This is a genomic window from Solitalea lacus, assembly GCF_022014595.1.
GTDB classification, from domain to species: Bacteria; Bacteroidota; Bacteroidia; order Sphingobacteriales; family Sphingobacteriaceae; genus Solitalea; species Solitalea lacus.
The window spans coordinates 3,193,493-3,210,733 of the sequence record NZ_CP091740.1; the positions used below are offsets into that span (position 1 = coordinate 3,193,493).

Genomic DNA, 17,241 nt, shown 5'->3' on the forward strand with positions numbered 1-17,241 from the left:
ATTAATATTTTATTGAGGTATTAATATTGATTGGGTGTGTTAACAAATTATGAATCGGGCATGAATTGGCAATTGCTATCAAATGCTGAAGCTTGTCATAATCCACTTGCTTGCTTACCGAAACAAACCGTACAATATTAGTGGTTAAGTTACCATGATCGTTATTGTGCTCCAAACAAACCTGAACGTTTATTTCACCAACATCCCAGCTTTTATGCTGCACATACATTCTCAGGGTAATTGCTGTACATGTTGCCAAACTGCTCATTAAAAATTCTGCAGGGGCAGGACCCTGGTCTTTGCCTCCAACTTGCTCAGGCTCATCAGCAACTAATAAATGATTATTAATTTGAAGCATGGTTTTATAATTATCGTTACCAATAATAGCCGTAACCGTTTTTAACGCTTTGGCGATATTTTTCTCCATATTTGTTAAGCCTCTATTATAAATTTAAGAGTTCTTCGTTATTTTTTTGTTAGCTTTTTGCTAACCCATCTAAAAAACGTACGAAAAGTTATCTTTGATAGCAACCTGCTTAAAATCAAAACTGAAAAACTAAATATTCATTCACAGAAAGCTATTAAAAGTATTGGCGCGGTTTATGATGAACATTTCGTCAAGAGATGTTCCTGGTCAGGAAGGGTTAGAAATACGGTTAATTTTAGAATTATCAATTCACACTGGCCGCAAATTAAAACATATCACTAATTAATGCTTTATCACTATGAGGATTCACTATTTTCAGCACGTACCATTTGAAGGACTTGGTTTTATTGAAACCTGGATTAATGAAAAAGGATTTCAGCTTTCACATACCAAGTTTTTTGAGAACGAATTAATGCCTGATCTGAACGAAATTGATTGGCTAATTGTAATGGGTGGCCCAATGGGGGTTTATGACGAGGAACAATATCCATGGTTAAAAGCTGAAAAAGAATTTATCCTACAAGCAATTAAAGCCGATAAAATTGTTCTAGGTATATGCCTCGGTGCGCAATTAATTGCTGAATCTCTGGGCGCTAAAGTTTACCCGAATAAGTTTAAGGAAATTGGATGGTTTCCGGTTGAGGTGTTTGAAGCCACACATAAATTCAATTTCCCCCAAAATAGAATCACTGTTTTTCATTGGCATGGTGACACCTTTGATATGCCGGAAGGAGCAACATTAGCTGCAAGTTCACGTGCTTGTATTAATCAGGCTTTTCGTTTTAAGAAAAATGTTGTTGGTCTTCAGTTCCATTTAGAGACAACCAGTGAGTCACTTTATGCAATGATTGAAAACTGTGGAGACGAACTGATTTCAAACGCATTTATTCAATCTGCAGCCCAAATAATAAATAATACTGACAACTATTTGGAACATAATCACAATGCAATGCGCTTAATTTTAAAATACCTTGAAGAAGTAAAGACTGTGGAGGTTTGACTAAATTACTGATAACCACCACACTTTTCAATCTTAAATAGTCAGCAATTTAGCAATGTTTCATTCCGGCTATCAATTACATTCAGTCTGCATTTCTCCTACAAGTCTACCTAGTACTCCCAATGCATTTTCAATTTCAGGAGTAAACTGATTACAGTAGCCAATCCGAATAAAGTGCTGATGCCGCTTTTGCGCAGAAAAAATTGAACCCGGGAGAATCGCAATTCCATGAGCTAAAGCTTTGCCTTGCAGGATTGTGGTATCTATTTCAGAAGGCAACTCAATCCACATTACGTGGCCTCCTTGCGGATCCGTTACTTTTGTCCCCTCTGGAAAATATCTAAATATAGCTTCCCTGTATTTTCGCATTTGAATATGGTAGGACAATCTCAAGGTTTTCAAATGATTATCATAGCGGCCATTTTCCAAAAAGTGAGCTACAGCCTGCTGCATCAATGTAGGAGCAGAAATGCTCGTCATAAATTTTAAGCGTTCCACTTTTTCTTTATAAAGTCCAGGAGCTGTCCACCCTACCCTTAAACCGGGTGCAATGGTTTTAGAAAATGAAGAGCATAACAGCACCAAGCCCTTTTTATCAAATGTTTTAGCAGTTTTAGGTCGGCTCTTGCCAAAATAAATATCCCCCAAAATATCGTCTTCAATTAATGGAATTTCCCGTTCCGCCAACAAATCAACCAAACGTTTTTTCTCAGCATCGGGCATACAACTACCTAATGGATTGTTGAAATTGAGTGTAAATAAACAAGCTGCCACTTCCGTTTTATCAAGTGCCTTTTCCAGTTCATCTACATCAATTCCTTTATCAGGATAAGTCGCAATTTCAAGCACTTTCATCCCCAAGCTTTCTATTGTTTGTAAAACGCCATAATACGTAGGAGATTCAATAGCAATGGTGTCACCCTGTTTAGCAACTGCACGCAAACAAATGTTAATGGCTTCCATACATCCATTGGTCACAATTATTTCATTGGATGAAAGGCTACCTCCCCAATGCATGGATAAACGTGCAATTTGCCGCAGCAGGTTTTCATCTCCGGGAGGAAATGAATACTGAAAAGAATTACCCTTATTTTGCCTTAAAACTGCTTGTATGGATTTGTTTAGTTTGGCTACCGGCAATAAATCAACAGAAGGACCAGCTATAGACAAATCAACAATTGAATCTTTTTCAAAAGGCTTAATAAAGTCTGAAACAAGGCTATCTACCCTAACATTTATTGGCAGCTTCCAGGTAGAAGTAGCAGAAGGTTCGGCATTACGCTTAGGTGATTTCTTTACATAATAACCTGAGCGAGGTCTCGCTTCTATCATCCCCTTTTTCTCTAATAAATAATAAGCTTGAAAAACTGTGGACATACTGACCTTCTGTTCAGCGCTAAGCATTCGTACCGAAGGCATCTTATCACCAGCCTTGAGTACTTCCTGCTCGATAAGTCGTTGTATATTAAAAGCAATTTGTTCATACAAACTTACTTTTTCAATAAATATCTCTTGTTCCATAAACAAAACTGATATGGTCAAATTTAACAAAACTGAATCTGTTTTTATGTGGGTTTTTTATTGAATTTTGTGTAGAACAAGTTAAAAAATTAGAAATGGCTAACACGCAGACCAAAGCATATATAGCACTAGCTATTATTTGTGTTACTTGGGGAACCACATTTTTGGCAACCAGAGTTGGGATACAGTCAATCCCTCCTATTCTATTTGCGGCTGTAAGACAATTATTGGCAGCAACATTTTTCTTCTCAGTGTTTTTTATCCGCAAAGGAAACTTGCCTAAATGGAGTGAATTACGAATGCAAGTATTAGCAGGTTTACTAATGATAACATTTGGCAACGGAGTAGTAGCCTGGGGTGTAAAACATGTTAGTAGTGGTTTAGCCACCATTATTTGCTCCATGATGCCTATTTGGGTAATATTGATTAATCTGATTGGTAACAGCGGTGAAAAACTGAATTGGAAGATTGGTATTGGTACTTTAATGGGGTTTACTGGGTTGGCCCTTATTTTTAGCGATAATCTTGCCGATTTTCAAAACAGGGAATACTTGTTTGGAATAATTGTAATTGTTTTTGCCAGTATTTCCTGGACATTAGGAACTATGATTGCGAAGAGGAACTACTCCGAAGAAGTTAGTCCGTTTCTTGCCTCCGGCATTCAAACACTTTCCGGCGGGTTGATGCTATTTGTTTTTAGCCCCTTTGTTGACGATTACACCTATTTAAAATTCGATCAAAATGGACTTTGGGCACTAGCTTACTTGGTGATATTGGGCTCAATAATATCCTATACATGCTATAGTTATGCACTTTCAAAACTACCAACTTCAATTGTGGCAATGTATGCTTACATAAATCCGATAATTGCTGTAATAATGGGTTGGCTGATTTTAAATGAAAAGTTAAACAACATTATTGGCATCTCTGCTGTCATTATTTTAGCAGGACTCTACCTTGTAAACCAAGGATTTAAAGCACAAAAAACAGATCAGGCTGCATTGGCGGTAGAATAAAAGATATTAGCAATAATTATTACCTACTAATAATTTGACTTTATGGAAACGCTCACAGTAAACATTGTTGATTTTAACTCAACTCACTACAAGGCATTTGAAGCATTGAACAGTGCTTGGATTGAAAAATATTTCTACCTAGAACCTATTGATAAAGAAGTTTTAACCAAACCTGATCAATATATTTTTGCTCATGGCGGCACAATAATCATGGCTGAGGTTGATGGAATACCAGTTGGAACAGTAGCATTAAAACGTGTAAACCAACAGTGTTTTGAGATGACCAAAATGGCTGTTGATGAAAATTATCAAGGTTTAAAAATTGGCTGGAAACTTGGTAAAGCCATTCTTGCTAAAGCAAAAGAGATGGGTGCTACCAAAGTGATTCTTTATTCCAACAGAATACTCGTCCCCGCAATCACTATGTACCATAAACTGGGTTTTATCGAAGTTCCGTTGGAAGATAGTGGATATGCCCGTTCAGATATTAAAATGGAAATTGATGTTTAACGATTTATAAATGATAACCTATCAACAAGAGACCAATCTAACGACTGAGGAGTTTAGCACAGTGCTTGTTAACTCTACATTGGGTGAACGAAGACCCATTGACCAGCCCGATCGCTTGAAAAAGATGCTAGAGTTTGGCAATTTAATTATTACTGCACGGGACGAAGGAAAGTTGATTGGCATTTCGCGTTCATTAACCGACTTTGCCTATTGTACCTATCTATCTGATTTAGCGGTAGACATTCTATATCAAAAACAAGGCATTGGTAAAGAGTTAATAAGACAAACCAAATTAGCGGCTCCTTTAGCCAAACTGATTTTATTGGCCGCTCCGACTGCTATACATTACTATCCCAAAATTGGGATGACAAAGTATGAACATTGTTTTTACATAAATGATGCAAAAGAGTTAACATAGTTATTTTGATAAGGCCAAATCTTTTATCTCAGCAGAATACAACTGTAAAGACTCATTTTCGACAGAAATAACTTTTTCAAATTTAAGTCCTAATCGCTCTATAAGCTTAATCGAATTAAGATTACCTTTTAATGTGGTAGCAAGAATTCGAGTATGTAATGGATTAGAAATCACATCCCTTAAAACTAATGTAGCAGCTTCAAATGCATAACCATTCTTGGCATATTGAGGCAGAAAAGCAAATCCAATATCGGAATGATCAAGGTAATCCCGTTTTATTAATGTTACAACCCCAATTGGCAAACAAGTCTCCTTTAGACTAACAACCCAATAATTAATATTCGGACTATTAATTATTTTCTGAATATAATTTATGGCATCCTTCAAGCTTTTGATGTTTTTATCTCCAATAAATCGGATCCAGCCGGGTGTATTGACCAATTCAAAAGTAAAAGCATCATCTGTTAAACTAAGCTCTTTAATTACCAATCGATCTGAGGTATATGTGCGCATAATTTGGGATAATGTTATTTCATATGCAATCTAGAAAAAATCTGAAACATAGGAATCGTTAAATGATAACCCATTAAAATCACACAACATCGCAATACATATTACTATACACTCTACCTTTTGCTAAAACTAACTGCTTATCAATGCATTTTGGCAAGTCAGTTTCATAATGCGAAACATAAATCAATGTCTTTCCTAGGTTTTTACAAATATCATCCACGATAGAAACAAATCTGTGAGTTTGATATTTGTCGAGACCCTGACATGGTTCGTCCAGAATCAACAATGGCGGATTTTTCACTAATGAGCGGATTAATAACAACAATCTTTGCTCACCCAATGAAGCCTTGTAAAACGGTTTATGTATTAAATGTTTCAACTCCATTGCCTCTATCCAATTATACGCAAGTTGCTGCTGTCGGTAGCTTACTTCAACAGAAGAGCCCATCTGATCATTAAAACCTGAGCAAACCGTTTCATAACAAGTAGTGCTCTCTTGCGAGAAGCCACTCAGGGTATAATCATTTACACTGCTGGTAATTGCTTCCACATAGGAACTTGTACGTTGAAAAAAATTATGCATTTCAGGAGAAACGTAGCCAATTTTCCGCTTAATATCCCAAACGCTTTCTCCTGTACCACGCTTATTATCAAACAAATAAATGGTATTTAAATAAGCTTGAGGATTATCCCCTGTTATAAGACTAAGTAAAGTTGATTTTCCAGAACCATTATGACCTGTTAAAGCCCAATGTTCTCCTCGGTTCACCGTCCATGAAATGTCATCCAAAATCATCTTTCCGTCAAACTCAATTGACACGTTTTCCATATGAATGGCGCATTCAAATGAATTATTACAAATAGGTGTGTACTGTTCAATACCGTTCCATTCAATTGCTTTCAGATTGTTTAAATCCGGTTGATACATATCAAATGGAAAATTCCCGGGATTAAACGTTTGAACAATTCCGCCATCTTCTAATATCCAAATATGGTCGATACATTCAGGAATTTCTTCAACAGAGCTAATAATAACCAGAGTAACACCTTGATTTTTAAGAGTAAAAATTACCTGATGCAACACCTTGCGGGTCTCAGTATCTAAACCCACAAATGGCTGATCAAGAACTAACAAGCTTGGCTTTAACAATAATGCTTGTGCCAACTGAACCCGTTTCCCTTCTCCATTTGAAAGCTCAATAACCGGTTGCTCTAATTTCTCCTCAAGCTTTAGCAATTTTATGATAGTCGCAGCTGTATCCTCTGTTGCACCCTGCAAGTCCAGTATTTTTTGAACAGTTGGAAATTCGTAGCTATAATTACGATCGTATCGCTGCCCAAAATAGGTTCTGGAGTGAAAGGAAAATCGAAAATCGTGTTGCTGATGCACAAATACCCTTGGCATGCTGTTCTCATTTATCTGAAAGGCACCCTCATTTATAGGATAGTGACCGGCAATTACCTTCCCTAGGCTGGTTTTGCCGCTTCCAGATTTGCCAGTAATAACAATACATTCGCCCCTACTTACAGTAAATGAGCAGTTTTTTAACACCGGGTCGCGTTGCAATGACAAAGAAATGTTTCGAGCTTCTATTAATGTAATCATAGTATTTCCAGTTCAAGACTTCAAAAGTAATGGCTTTTGACAAATTCAAATCGGCGAACAGGCTATTCTTACGATGCCTAACAAGCTCTTTACAGTGATTTGCTTAAATTTCTGATTTTTGATCCTTATTTTCGAAGTCTAAACCCCAAAGAATGATTAATATACAAGCTGTAAAGCATCAATATAACGGTTCAGCAGCTCTTCAATTTAAGAACTGGACTATTAACCAGGGCGAACACTGGCTGATGCTTGGCGGATCAGGAACAGGAAAAACCACCTTATTACACATTATAAGCGGGCTGTTACAGCCAACTGAAGGGACTGTGAATATTGAAGGAACCAACCTCTACAACTTAAAGGGGGCTGCCCTCGATCATTTTAGAGGAAGAAATATTGGAATCATCTTTCAACAACCTCATTTAATCAAAAATCTATCCGTACTAAACAATATTATGGTTGCCCAATACTTTGCAGGTTTAAAACAGGATAAACAACGTGCACTGGAAGTATTGAAATCATTGGGGCTGGGAGATAAAGGTAAAGCACTGCCAGCAGAACTAAGTCAGGGACAAATGCAACGGGTTGCGATTGCCCGTGCAGTGGTTAATCATCCTAAAATTGTAATTGCAGATGAGCCCACTTCTAGTTTAGACGATGCCAATACAGAAGCTGTATTAAAATTGTTAGAAGAACAGGCCGACAGGAACGGTGCCACATTGGTTATTGCGACCCACGACGAACGTGTAAAACAACGTTTTGCAAAACAATATGTACTTTAAGCAATGACAGTAGTTTCAACTAGCATTTTAAAATTTTAAATCCTCATCTGAACATACTAAATGAACTTAATAAAACTAAGTTGGTATAACTTAAAGGCTAATATCCTTTCTACATTACTCAATGTATTGCTACTTTCTTTCGGTGTAGGGATTATTGCCTTACTGATGCTTGTTTCTGATCAAATTGGCAAAAAACTTGAGAATAATGCCAAGGGAGTAGATGTTGTGGTGGGGGCCAAAGGTAGTCCTCTACAACTTATACTTTCAAGTATTTATCATATTGATTTTCCTACAGGCAACATCAAACTATCCCAGGCGCAAAACATCATGCGTAATCCTGCTGTAAAAATGGCGGTTCCTGTTGGCTTGGGTGATAGTTATGAACAGTTTCGAATTGTGGGAACCAATGCAAAATTTGCAGAGCTATATGAATTGAGTTTGGCCAGTGGAAAACCTTTCGACGGCTTATATGAAGTAAATATTGGAGCAATCGTAGCCAAAGTAAAAGGACTTAAAATTGGCGACACGTTTCATGGTTCGCACGGCTTAAGTGAAGGAGGAGAAGAACATCATGAGCATAATTATAAAGTTGTAGGAATTTACAATCAGACAGGCTCGGTAGTCGACAACCTTGTGCTGACCTCCATGGAGAGCATTTGGGGCATGCATGGTGAAGCTGCACATACTAGTCATCTTCAAGGCGAAATTGGAGCAACAGATCAACATGCACAAGACTTAGATGAGTCTCATTTGGTGCATGACCAATTCCATGGTGAAGCCCCTTTGGATAAAACGCCGCATACTCATGCCGAGATTGAAAATGAACCTGAAGATAATCGTGAAATTACTGCTTTGCTAATCAAATACCGATCGCCGGTAAGCATAGTTACCTTTCCTCGTTTTGTAAATGCCGAAACCAATATGCAGGCTGCCTCTCCCGCCCAAGAAAGTGCACGCTTATTTTCGCTGATTGGTGTAGGGATTAAGGCGATACAATGGTTTGCAGGATTGATTATTATTATTTCCATTTTCAGCGTATTTATCAGTTTGTATAATTCACTTAAAGACCGCAAGTATGATTTAGCTATAATCCGTACTATGGGCGCCCCACGCAGTAAAGTATTTATGCTGATTATAACAGAAGGACTATTATTGGCAATTATTGCAACAGTAATCGGCTTATTATGGTCGCATGGGGCTTTGGAAATTATTGGAAGCTATCAGGAGGCTGAACAAACCAAACTAACCGGAAAAGCGTTTGTAAAAGACGAATGGAAGCTAATCATAGGCGGACTCATAGTTGGTATTATTGCAGCCATTATCCCTGCAATTCAAGCCTACAGAACGGACATATCAAAAACTTTAGCAGAGAAATAGTAAAGAAATGAACAACCAAAATAAATTCAAATATTTAATCATAATACTGTCGCTTTTTGCAACGTTAACTTCAAAAGCTCAAAAAGCAGATGCGCCTCCTGAACACTTGGCAATTAAATCCGCCAATTGGGATATTATTAATGACCTGAGTTATAAAATGGATAAGTCTGGAGATTTTGCGCCGATTTTCAGTGATAGATTAAAAGCAATCAATGGTAAAACTATTGATCTAAAAGGATACATAGTTCCGTTTAAAATGGGAGCAAAGCACAAGAATTTCGCAATTTCAGTATTACCAATTAGTCAATGTTACTTTTGCGGACAAGGAAATATTCCTCCAATGGTTGAGGTTATTATGACAGAAGCCATCCCTTATTCGGATAAGGCAATTACCGTAAAAGGCAAGATAAAGCTTAATACAAATGATACCAACCATATGGAAATTATATTGGATCAAGCGGAACAAGTGAATTAGTGACGTTAAATAATGAAGAAACAGAAACTAGTAACCCATCTAACCAATAACTGGAATGCTTTATTGTACATAATAGGCATTCTGGCACTTATTTTATTGTTTTCGCAGTTGCGCTTTACTGGTGAACATCAATCAAAGGAAAATACTGAAAACTCTTCAAAATTAACAAACATCACTCCTGGTATTCCAGTTCCAAATGACACAACTCCTCCTCCCAATCATGAGTTAAAGCACATCATGATTAAAACAGAGGTGTGGGCTAAACTTGCTCATCTAACCTACAGAAAAGAACTTATTAACGGTGAACAATGGACGTTCCCTATTTTTGGCCCTGAGATTAAAGCCATGGAAGGTGAAACAATTACACTTAAAGGTTATTTAATTCCTTTAGAACAAGGTAAAATTCAACAACATTTTATGATTTCTGTTTTACCGCTTAATCAATGCTATTTTTGTGGAAAATCTAAGGGAGTACCTGAAATGGTTGAAGTGCATATGAATGTACCTATCGATTTTACCGATAAAGTAATAGCTATCAAAGGAATTCTTCAATTAAATGAGCGTGATGAGGAACACTTTGCCTTGATGCTAATGGGTGCTGAAATGGAATAAATACCTGACAGAATCTCTTCACAAACCAACCCAAATTTAATTTAACCCAAAGCAAAATGAAAAAACTGATCTATACTACAATTTTTATTCTGGCAACAATAACTGCAAAGGGACAGCATGTTTCCGATCTAATCAAATCTCCGGTATGGGATATTATAGGAACATTAAAAATTAATACCGTAAATTCAGAAAAACAGGTTGCGGTATTTTCTCCCCAACTTAAGGCTATGGAAAATAAAAGAGTTGCATTACAGGGATATATGATTCCCATCGAAGAAAGCTTAAAACATAAACGTTTTTTACTTTCTACTTTACCAGTTAATCAATGTTATTACTGTGGAAAAAACGGAGTTCCTATTATGATTGAAGTTGAAATGGCCGAAGCAATCGAATTTACCTACAAACCGGTAATGATTTCAGGCACATTTAAGCTGATTTATGGCAATGCAGCCGAAAACGTTCCAATTTCTCTTGAAAAAGCCGTACAGGTTAACTAGTAAAACAAAATTTTACCATTTTACTGGTGGTGTTTTGGAGGTAATCATAATACCAATAATCCTGGTGGGTAAAGGCAAACGATCTAAATTCATTTTACGGTACCACCGTTTAGGAATATCTGATGTATCCATCACAAAGTCGATTCCTTCTCTGTTGCGAACAATCAAATTCTCCTCTTCCCAACGAGAATCAAGAAAGCCATAAGCAAGCACCAGATCATCTAAAGTCATCCCGACGCTAATGTTACGGTCGGTTTTGAAATAAGGGCTTTTGGCTACAATTTGACGGATTATGCAAATCGAATCACCATCGCATTCAGGATTTATCAATAAAAACTGACTTACTTTGTCGGTTGCAGTAACCTGATACTGTTCATATTTATCTTTAGCATCGTAAACATATACCCTATAAACTCGTTCTTTAGGAAATATTTTTTTGATCGTATCGATAGCCATTCCCAGCCTGAGCACTCCGATGGAATTGGTTTTAATTAAATCGGGAGCAACCTTAACCTTAGTGTTTGCATTTTTGGCTGTTGTGGCAGCTGTTTTAGACTTCGGATCTGCTGGCTTAGTGGTTGTTTTACCTTTAGCGGTTCCAGTAGTGGTTGATTTTGCAGGTAAAACTTTGGTTTGAGCAATAGCAAGCGAGTCACCAATAACCTGATTTGATAAAAGAGTGGTATCCTTTTCAGCTTTTTTGACCGCTTTCTTAACAGAATCCGGTACAACTGTTTTCTTTATGGTTGATTTAGTAACTGTTGATTTTTTAGTCACAGGGGTTTTAGGGTTTGTTTTTTGCTGTGCACCCACCTCTCCTATATTCAAAAAAAACATGAATATAAATGTTGCTACTACTAAAAAGTCCCCTTTCACTTTCATATCTCCACGGTATTCAAATAACATTCTTCTAAAACTCCTGTTCAATTATTAAATTAATTTGCACGTGTCCACACGTCGGTTCTACCAATTAGAGAAACTCCGATATATCCACGAACATTCATGCTATTTTTATCATTTAACGTTATTTTGCATGAATAAGTTTTACCACTTTTAGGATCATAAATGGTACCATCTGCCCATTTATCATCTCCCGAATCATACTTAAAACTCTTCAATATCTCCAATCCGTGAATATTGCGGCTTTTTAAAGCTGCTTCCGGATTTTTATCATCCTTCTTATCTTGACCCTTATTGTCTTTAGGGTTTTTAAGCCAAATAATTTTGCCCCAGTACTCAGTACCTTTTTTCAGAATTTGGATCTTAGCATCTTTATCTTTGTTTAACCAAACTCCTAGAATAGCATCGGCTCCACTTTGAGCAAAACCTGCTAACGAAAAAAAGCAGGCAATCAATGTTAGTGCAAACAGTTTCTTCATAAAATTAAAGAATGATTATTTAATGCAAAACTAAAATAAAACGTGAGTGTTATGTAATTTTGACAATAAAACCTATTACTTATATGGAAACCCTATTAATTGTTTTAACCCTATTTGTTGGTGCATGCAATAACAAAGCGATAAGCAACCAAGCAAATACCCAACCAAAATTGAGCTTTTACGATTTAAAATTTACTTCTATTGACGGACAAACCATCGATTTTAAACAATATAAAGGCAAAAAATTGCTTATTGTCAATACCGCTTCTGAATGTGGATATACTCCTCAATACAGTGATCTTGAAAAATTAAACGATGAATATGGCAATAAGATTGTGGTACTGGGCTTTCCGGCTAACAATTTTGGAGGACAAGAGCCTGGTTCCAACACTGAAATAAAAGGTTTTTGTCAGAAAAACTATGGCGTAAGCTTTCAGTTATTTGAGAAATCATCTGTAAAAGGTGCCGATAAAAATATTGTTTACCAATGGCTAACAGATAAAGCTAAAAATGGTTGGAATGAACAAGAACCTACTTGGAACTTTTGTAAATACCTAATCAACGAAAAGGGGGAATTGGTAAAATTTTTCCCATCAAAGGTAAAACCAACCGACCAGGAAATTATTTCTCTACTGCAATAATCATTCACGACATAAGATGACAAAGGCCTTTCCCATTATAGAAAAGGCCTTTGGTTTGTTATATAAGTCTATAACTCCTTTCGTAAACGTGCAACCGGAATATTCATCTGTTCACGGTATTTAGCTACTGTACGACGGGCAATATTATACCCTTTATCCTTAAGAATTTCGGCAAGCTTTTCATCTGCCAGAGGACGATGTTTATCTTCATTCCCAATACAGTCTTCCAAAATTTTCTTAACTTCTCGGTTCGAAACCTCTTCTCCGCTTTCTGTTTGAATAGCTTCTGAGAAGAACGACTTTAACAAGAACGTACCAAATTCGGTTTGCACATATTTACTATTTGCCACACGAGAAACAGTTGATATATCCATCCCAATCTGATCAGCAATATCTTTAAGAATCATTGGCTTCAATTTGCGTTCATCCCCCTCCAAAAAGTAATCGTACTGATAATGCATAATGGCATTCATAGTCTTTATAAGCGTTTGCTGACGTTGCTTAATCGCATCTATAAACCATTTTGCCGAATCAAGTTTTTGCTTTACAAATTGAACCGCCTCTTTTAGCTTTTTATCCTTATTAGTTTGCTTATCATAAGTTTGAAACATCTCCTTGTAATCACGGCTCACCCTCAATTCAGGAGCATTACGGGAATTTAATGTTAAAATTAGCACCCCATCATTATTAACAATGTGAAAATCAGGGATAATTTGCAGCTGCTTAGAATTGGCATCAGCACTAGAATCACCAGGCTTAGGGTTTAGCTTTAAGATTTCACTTACTGCCGATTTGAGCTCAGCAGATGAAATATTTAGTGAGCGTTCCAATTTTTCGTAGTGCTTCTTAGTAAATTCCTCAAGATAGTTTTCAACTATCTCGATAGCCAATTGCACTATTCTATTTTCCTGATCCTTTTTGCGAAGTTGTATCAACAAACATTCCTGAAGATCTCTGGCACCTATACCCGGAGGATCAAAACTTTGAATGATTTTGAGCATTGATTCAACCTCTTCTACTGTAGCATCAACATTTTGAGAAAAGGCTAAATCATCCATTAAAGACAATATTGGCCGACGCAGGTAACCATCATCATCCAAACTACCAATTAGTTGTTGGGCAATTAAAAAATGACGGTCATCCAAATCAACTAAACTTAATTGAAATTGGAGCATTTCAAAAAAGGTATTGCTTTCTGCGTACGGGAGCTCTTTCTTGTCATCTTCCTCTTCTCCGTCATAAGCCATAGAAGTTGCGTAATCCTTCTCTTCATCATCCTGAATATAGTCATCTATGCTAAATTCTTCTGAAACATCGCTATCTGATTCGTTAAAATCATCGCTATCTTCATCAAAACTATATTCATCTTTTTCTTCATTATTAGCCATCAGACTAACATCTTCTAAAGCAGGATTCTCTTCCAACTCTTCCTTAATTCGTGCATCCAGCATTACAGTAGGTATCTGCAACAGCTTAATGAACTGAAGCTGCTGAGGGGATAACTTTTGTAATAGCTTTTGCTGTAGGTTCTGTTTTAGCATGGTGTTGGCTTTGCTTGTACAAACAAATGTAAACTGAAAAACGGAAAATCATACAAATTTTCCTCAATCATCACTGTTCAAAATATAAAACAATTATTTAATTAAAAAAAAACAGTGCATTATTATTATTAGGACGATATTAAATTGAAATTATTATCAATCCACGGGCAGATAGTAATCAAAAAACTCACTTACAACAACTTACAAACAACAGCAATAAATCTCAAAAACAACAATAAACAATAATTAATAACTTTGATTTATTATAAAATTATAAACATTTTTTTTCATTTTTCAATCGATTTGATTAAGTTCTTGCTTTTGTGTCTTAATACAAATAAATTGAAGAAAAAAATTTAACGGATATTAAATATTCTTAACAACTATGGGCTTTATTAAAGAGTTTAAAGAATTTGCCATGAAAGGCAACGTGATTGATTTGGCAGTCGGAGTGGTAATTGGCGGAGCTTTTGGTAAAATTGTCACCTCACTTGTTGATGATATCATTATGCCTCCAATAGGCTACTTAATTGGCGGTTTTGATTTTAAAGGAATCAAAGTCGTTTTAAAGGATGCTATACTTGATGCAGCCGGAAATGTTTCTTCTCCAGAGGTGGCAATTAACATCGGTAATTTCATTCAGGTATTTATCCAATTTATGATTATTGCCTTTGCAATTTTCTTAGCCGTTAAAGCCATAAATACCTTACGCAAAAAAGAGGAAGCCGCTCCTGCTGCACCTACTCCAACGGAAACTTTATTAACAGAAATAAGAGACGTATTAAAAAGCAAATAATAAATAATAAAAGTGCCGGTATTACAATCGGCATTTTTATTACCAATAATATTACAGACAGAAACCAACTTCAAGCATCTATATTTTTACATTGATCAGCATCGCTCAAATTTGAGTACCATTTTTTTCTTTTATTTTTGCCGGCATGAGAAAACCGGTTATTCTTTTAACTATTGTTTTACTTTCCTGCTTAAAATCATTTGCACAAGAAACCGATAGCATTAGTAAATGGAAATTCGGAGGAACCAATACCTTTCAATTTAGTCAGGCCAGTTTTAATAATTGGGCAGCCGGTGGACAAAATGCACTCACTTTTATCACAACATTTAAAGGTTCCGCCCATCGAAAGTCAGTCAAAGATGACTGGGAAACGTTGTTTGACTCTGCATTCGGAACTCAGCGTATAGAAGATAAAGATTACCGAAAAACAGAAGACCGTTTTGAGCTTAACTCCAAATATGGAATAAAAGCTTCGGATAGGCTTTATACTACTTTCTTAATGTCATTGCGTAGCCAATTTATTGTAGGTTACAGATATTCTGAAAATGCTCCTCAAAAGAAAGTTTCTAATTTTCTAGCACCAGGGTATTTAACAGCCTCATTTGGTTTGGATTACAAGCCATACAAAGGCCTTTCATTGTTTATTTCTCCTTTTGCTTCACGAAGTACTTTTGTATTCGACCAGGAATTAGCCGATCAGGGTGCATTTGGCGTCAGAAAAGCGACGTATGACTCTACAGGGGCATTAATTAGACATGGAGCAAATGCCTTACAACAAGTGGGTTTGAGTTCGAGCTTCAGGTTTGGAGGCAAATTAATAGAAAATGTCAACCTAACTACCAAGCTCGATTTATTCACTACCTATGATGATTTAAACAAGATTGATGCCTATTGGGAGGCTTTATTCGAATGCAAAATTAATCGCTTCTTAACTTGTAATCTTTCAACTGGTTTAATTTACGATCAAAAAGTATTGATAAAAAAATTGGAATACGTTAACGGGGTGCTTACAGAAGTTAGTCGACCGCGTGTACAATTTAAAGAAATTATCAGTTTAGGGTTGAAATTTAATTATTAAAAAACTCAAACCCTCATTGATTTACAAATGCTGCTGTAACGCTAACTTCTTAAACCGTTTTTAAAACGTTCTTTTCACTTTAGGGTCTGTCAAGATCACATAATCAGCCAAATTCTGCAACTTAGAAAAATCAGGGGTATCAAACAAATCATAAGCAAAACAGCTTATGGTAGCCACTTTCAGTCCTGCTTTTTTTAATCTGTAACAAGTACCTAAAAATTCATCACTATGAAAACGACCATTTAGATTCAAAACTTTATAATCACTGTTTTTTTTCAAGAAAGACACAATTGTTTCTACCATGGAAGCATCCCACAAATTTTGAGACTGATAAATTTGTACCCCGGGCATCGAATGACTGCCCATGGTTTTTAAAAACTTATCATAATAAGCCCCTTGTAAAGTATCAATCGGCAAGGTAGGCAACCATTGTTTGGCCTGTTCGCTCAAATCATTAAGAGAACTTAAACCCAATCGAGAAACCCTGTTCACATATCGTGAAGGTGCATTAGCAGCTAAAACTAAGAGCTTATTTTCTTTAGCAAACTCAATTAAAGGTTTGTAATCAGTGTAATTTTTCCATGATCTGGCATCGGTCTTAAAATTTTTCTCTGTAATCAATCCGGCCAAGTATTCATTTAGTATCAATTGAACATCACGTTCAAACATTTCCATTGACAATGCTACTTTATTACCATATTTAGCATATAATCCTTTGAACAAGCTTGCTTGCACAGCATGCCCTACCGAGTCATTATGTTCCTCTCCGAACAGGATCACTTGTCCAGTAGAAGTAGTACGTATCAACTCATCAAGACTAATCAATGACTTGGTCTTAGTAGAGTAAATTTTAAATTGACGGGAAGAATCTTGAGCAGCTGCTTTTAACATTAATAATTGAACACAAAAACAAACAATGCCTACTTTTATTAACAATAAAGATCTTTTAATTGCAAACATGGTTCTGAGCATTGAAACTATTTTGATTACTAGCTAATTAAAGACCAATCTAACATTAAATTTGACAAATACTTAAAAACCGAACAACAAACTAG

At 36.2% G+C, this 17,241-nt stretch carries 20 protein-coding genes; 12 read left to right on the plus strand and 8 right to left on the minus strand.

Going from position 1 to position 17,241, the window contains the following annotated elements:
- Nucleotide 1: 1 nt before the first annotated feature.
- Nucleotides 2–427 (minus strand): OsmC family protein, encoded by a 426-nt coding sequence (locus tag L2B55_RS13830; protein WP_237846716.1) that lies wholly within the window; start codon nucleotides 425–427, stop codon nucleotides 2–4.
- Nucleotides 428–725: 298 nt separating this feature from the next.
- Here L2B55_RS13830 and L2B55_RS13835 point away from each other — a divergent pair, with 298 nt between their 5' ends.
- The gene (locus L2B55_RS13835; RefSeq protein ID WP_237846718.1) at nucleotides 726–1,427 is read left to right on the plus strand and encodes a type 1 glutamine amidotransferase; all 702 of its coding nucleotides are present in this window, start codon (nucleotides 726–728) and stop codon (nucleotides 1,425–1,427) included.
- A gap of 72 nt (nucleotides 1,428–1,499) precedes the next feature.
- On the opposite strand, the gene L2B55_RS13840 is transcribed toward L2B55_RS13835, so the two are convergent.
- A complete protein-coding gene (locus tag L2B55_RS13840; protein WP_237846719.1) occupies nucleotides 1,500–2,948 on the minus strand; it encodes an aminotransferase-like domain-containing protein in 1,449 nt (482 codons plus the stop codon).
- Nucleotides 2,949–3,043: 95 nt separating this feature from the next.
- Between L2B55_RS13840 and L2B55_RS13845 the strand changes: the two genes are divergently transcribed.
- Genes L2B55_RS13845 through L2B55_RS13855 form a run of 3 tightly spaced genes read left to right on the plus strand, consistent with a single transcriptional unit; the run spans nucleotide 3,044 to nucleotide 4,892 of the window.
- Entirely contained in the window at nucleotides 3,044–3,964 is a 921-nt protein-coding gene (locus L2B55_RS13845; RefSeq protein WP_237846720.1) for a DMT family transporter, read from the plus strand.
- A gap of 42 nt (nucleotides 3,965–4,006) precedes the next feature.
- On the plus strand, nucleotides 4,007–4,474 hold the full coding sequence (locus L2B55_RS13850) for a GNAT family N-acetyltransferase (protein WP_237846721.1): 468 nt from the start codon (nucleotides 4,007–4,009) through the stop codon (nucleotides 4,472–4,474).
- Between the two features lie 10 nt (nucleotides 4,475–4,484).
- Nucleotides 4,485–4,892, plus strand: a complete 408-nt coding sequence (locus L2B55_RS13855) for a GNAT family N-acetyltransferase (protein ID WP_237846722.1) — start codon at nucleotides 4,485–4,487, stop codon at nucleotides 4,890–4,892.
- On the opposite strand, the gene L2B55_RS13860 is transcribed toward L2B55_RS13855, so the two are convergent.
- Both L2B55_RS13860 and L2B55_RS13865 read right to left on the minus strand, forming a co-directional pair.
- Nucleotides 4,893–5,405 (minus strand): GNAT family N-acetyltransferase, encoded by a 513-nt coding sequence (locus tag L2B55_RS13860; RefSeq protein ID WP_237846723.1) that lies wholly within the window; start codon nucleotides 5,403–5,405, stop codon nucleotides 4,893–4,895. It abuts the gene before it with no gap.
- A gap of 79 nt (nucleotides 5,406–5,484) precedes the next feature.
- Nucleotides 5,485–7,011, minus strand: a complete 1,527-nt coding sequence (locus L2B55_RS13865; protein WP_237846724.1) for an ATP-binding cassette domain-containing protein — start codon at nucleotides 7,009–7,011, stop codon at nucleotides 5,485–5,487.
- Between the two features lie 152 nt (nucleotides 7,012–7,163).
- Here L2B55_RS13865 and L2B55_RS13870 point away from each other — a divergent pair, with 152 nt between their 5' ends.
- From L2B55_RS13870 to L2B55_RS13890, 5 genes are read left to right on the plus strand one after another with little or no spacing between them, the layout of a single operon-like run.
- Entirely contained in the window at nucleotides 7,164–7,790 is a 627-nt protein-coding gene (locus L2B55_RS13870; protein ID WP_237846725.1) for an ABC transporter ATP-binding protein, read from the plus strand.
- Between the two features lie 60 nt (nucleotides 7,791–7,850).
- Nucleotides 7,851–9,167 (plus strand): ABC transporter permease, encoded by a 1,317-nt coding sequence (locus tag L2B55_RS13875; RefSeq protein WP_237846726.1) that lies wholly within the window; start codon nucleotides 7,851–7,853, stop codon nucleotides 9,165–9,167.
- A gap of 7 nt (nucleotides 9,168–9,174) precedes the next feature.
- Nucleotides 9,175–9,642 carry a hypothetical protein gene (locus L2B55_RS13880; RefSeq protein WP_237846727.1) on the plus strand — a complete coding sequence of 156 codons (468 nt, stop codon included), beginning with the start codon at nucleotides 9,175–9,177 and terminating at the stop codon, nucleotides 9,640–9,642.
- Between the two features lie 12 nt (nucleotides 9,643–9,654).
- Nucleotides 9,655–10,254 carry a hypothetical protein gene (locus L2B55_RS13885; RefSeq protein WP_237846728.1) on the plus strand — a complete coding sequence of 200 codons (600 nt, stop codon included), beginning with the start codon at nucleotides 9,655–9,657 and terminating at the stop codon, nucleotides 10,252–10,254.
- A gap of 56 nt (nucleotides 10,255–10,310) precedes the next feature.
- The gene (locus L2B55_RS13890; protein WP_237846729.1) at nucleotides 10,311–10,751 is read left to right on the plus strand and encodes a hypothetical protein; all 441 of its coding nucleotides are present in this window, start codon (nucleotides 10,311–10,313) and stop codon (nucleotides 10,749–10,751) included.
- Between the two features lie 12 nt (nucleotides 10,752–10,763).
- Here L2B55_RS13890 and L2B55_RS13895 read toward each other — a convergent pair whose 3' ends face one another.
- Together L2B55_RS13895 and L2B55_RS13900 are read right to left on the minus strand one after the other, a co-directional pair.
- A complete protein-coding gene (locus L2B55_RS13895) occupies nucleotides 10,764–11,657 on the minus strand; it encodes a hypothetical protein (protein ID WP_237846730.1) in 894 nt (297 codons plus the stop codon).
- Between the two features lie 29 nt (nucleotides 11,658–11,686).
- Nucleotides 11,687–12,130 carry a DUF2147 domain-containing protein gene (locus L2B55_RS13900; protein WP_237846732.1) on the minus strand — a complete coding sequence of 148 codons (444 nt, stop codon included), beginning with the start codon at nucleotides 12,128–12,130 and terminating at the stop codon, nucleotides 11,687–11,689.
- A gap of 83 nt (nucleotides 12,131–12,213) precedes the next feature.
- Here L2B55_RS13900 and L2B55_RS13905 point away from each other — a divergent pair, with 83 nt between their 5' ends.
- Nucleotides 12,214–12,771, plus strand: a complete 558-nt coding sequence (locus tag L2B55_RS13905; protein ID WP_237846733.1) for a glutathione peroxidase — start codon at nucleotides 12,214–12,216, stop codon at nucleotides 12,769–12,771.
- A gap of 68 nt (nucleotides 12,772–12,839) precedes the next feature.
- Here the strand turns inward: L2B55_RS13905 and rpoN are convergent, their stop codons facing one another.
- Nucleotides 12,840–14,312 (minus strand): RNA polymerase factor sigma-54, encoded by a 1,473-nt coding sequence (rpoN, locus tag L2B55_RS13910; protein ID WP_237846734.1) that lies wholly within the window; start codon nucleotides 14,310–14,312, stop codon nucleotides 12,840–12,842.
- Nucleotides 14,313–14,697: 385 nt separating this feature from the next.
- On the opposite strand from rpoN, the gene mscL reads away from it, so the two are divergent.
- Both mscL and L2B55_RS13920 read left to right on the plus strand, forming a co-directional pair.
- The gene (gene mscL, locus L2B55_RS13915; protein ID WP_237846735.1) at nucleotides 14,698–15,108 is read left to right on the plus strand and encodes a large-conductance mechanosensitive channel protein MscL; all 411 of its coding nucleotides are present in this window, start codon (nucleotides 14,698–14,700) and stop codon (nucleotides 15,106–15,108) included.
- Nucleotides 15,109–15,253: 145 nt separating this feature from the next.
- Complete coding sequence (locus L2B55_RS13920; protein ID WP_237846736.1) at nucleotides 15,254–16,186, plus strand: DUF3078 domain-containing protein; 933 nt, start codon at nucleotides 15,254–15,256, stop codon at nucleotides 16,184–16,186.
- A gap of 60 nt (nucleotides 16,187–16,246) precedes the next feature.
- Here the strand turns inward: L2B55_RS13920 and L2B55_RS13925 are convergent, their stop codons facing one another.
- Nucleotides 16,247–17,077: a ChaN family lipoprotein gene (locus L2B55_RS13925; protein WP_237846737.1), complete on the minus strand. Its 831-nt coding sequence runs from the start codon at nucleotides 17,075–17,077 to the stop codon at nucleotides 16,247–16,249.
- Between the last annotated feature and the right edge of the window lie 164 nt (nucleotides 17,078–17,241).

What these genes read in the sequence shown, in the direction of transcription:
- L2B55_RS13830 (WP_237846716.1), bottom strand. Translation starts at nt 427, where the DNA reads ATGGAGAAAAATATCGCCAAAGCGTTAAAAACGGTTACGGCTATTATT.
- L2B55_RS13835 (WP_237846718.1), top strand. Translation starts at nt 726, where the DNA reads ATGAGGATTCACTATTTTCAGCACGTACCATTTGAAGGACTTGGTTTT.
- L2B55_RS13840 (WP_237846719.1), bottom strand. Translation starts at nt 2,948, where the DNA reads ATGGAACAAGAGATATTTATTGAAAAAGTAAGTTTGTATGAACAAATT.
- L2B55_RS13845 (WP_237846720.1), top strand. Translation starts at nt 3,044, where the DNA reads ATGGCTAACACGCAGACCAAAGCATATATAGCACTAGCTATTATTTGT.
- L2B55_RS13850 (WP_237846721.1), top strand. Translation starts at nt 4,007, where the DNA reads ATGGAAACGCTCACAGTAAACATTGTTGATTTTAACTCAACTCACTAC.
- L2B55_RS13855 (WP_237846722.1), top strand. Translation starts at nt 4,485, where the DNA reads ATGATAACCTATCAACAAGAGACCAATCTAACGACTGAGGAGTTTAGC.
- L2B55_RS13860 (WP_237846723.1), bottom strand. Translation starts at nt 5,405, where the DNA reads ATGCGCACATATACCTCAGATCGATTGGTAATTAAAGAGCTTAGTTTA.
- L2B55_RS13865 (WP_237846724.1), bottom strand. Translation starts at nt 7,011, where the DNA reads ATGATTACATTAATAGAAGCTCGAAACATTTCTTTGTCATTGCAACGC.
- L2B55_RS13870 (WP_237846725.1), top strand. Translation starts at nt 7,164, where the DNA reads ATGATTAATATACAAGCTGTAAAGCATCAATATAACGGTTCAGCAGCT.
- L2B55_RS13875 (WP_237846726.1), top strand. Translation starts at nt 7,851, where the DNA reads ATGAACTTAATAAAACTAAGTTGGTATAACTTAAAGGCTAATATCCTT.
- L2B55_RS13880 (WP_237846727.1), top strand. Translation starts at nt 9,175, where the DNA reads ATGAACAACCAAAATAAATTCAAATATTTAATCATAATACTGTCGCTT.
- L2B55_RS13885 (WP_237846728.1), top strand. Translation starts at nt 9,655, where the DNA reads ATGAAGAAACAGAAACTAGTAACCCATCTAACCAATAACTGGAATGCT.
- L2B55_RS13890 (WP_237846729.1), top strand. Translation starts at nt 10,311, where the DNA reads ATGAAAAAACTGATCTATACTACAATTTTTATTCTGGCAACAATAACT.
- L2B55_RS13895 (WP_237846730.1), bottom strand. Translation starts at nt 11,657, where the DNA reads ATGTTATTTGAATACCGTGGAGATATGAAAGTGAAAGGGGACTTTTTA.
- L2B55_RS13900 (WP_237846732.1), bottom strand. Translation starts at nt 12,130, where the DNA reads ATGAAGAAACTGTTTGCACTAACATTGATTGCCTGCTTTTTTTCGTTA.
- L2B55_RS13905 (WP_237846733.1), top strand. Translation starts at nt 12,214, where the DNA reads ATGGAAACCCTATTAATTGTTTTAACCCTATTTGTTGGTGCATGCAAT.
- rpoN (WP_237846734.1), bottom strand. Translation starts at nt 14,312, where the DNA reads ATGCTAAAACAGAACCTACAGCAAAAGCTATTACAAAAGTTATCCCCT.
- mscL (WP_237846735.1), top strand. Translation starts at nt 14,698, where the DNA reads ATGGGCTTTATTAAAGAGTTTAAAGAATTTGCCATGAAAGGCAACGTG.
- L2B55_RS13920 (WP_237846736.1), top strand. Translation starts at nt 15,254, where the DNA reads ATGAGAAAACCGGTTATTCTTTTAACTATTGTTTTACTTTCCTGCTTA.
- L2B55_RS13925 (WP_237846737.1), bottom strand. Translation starts at nt 17,077, where the DNA reads ATGTTAAAAGCAGCTGCTCAAGATTCTTCCCGTCAATTTAAAATTTAC.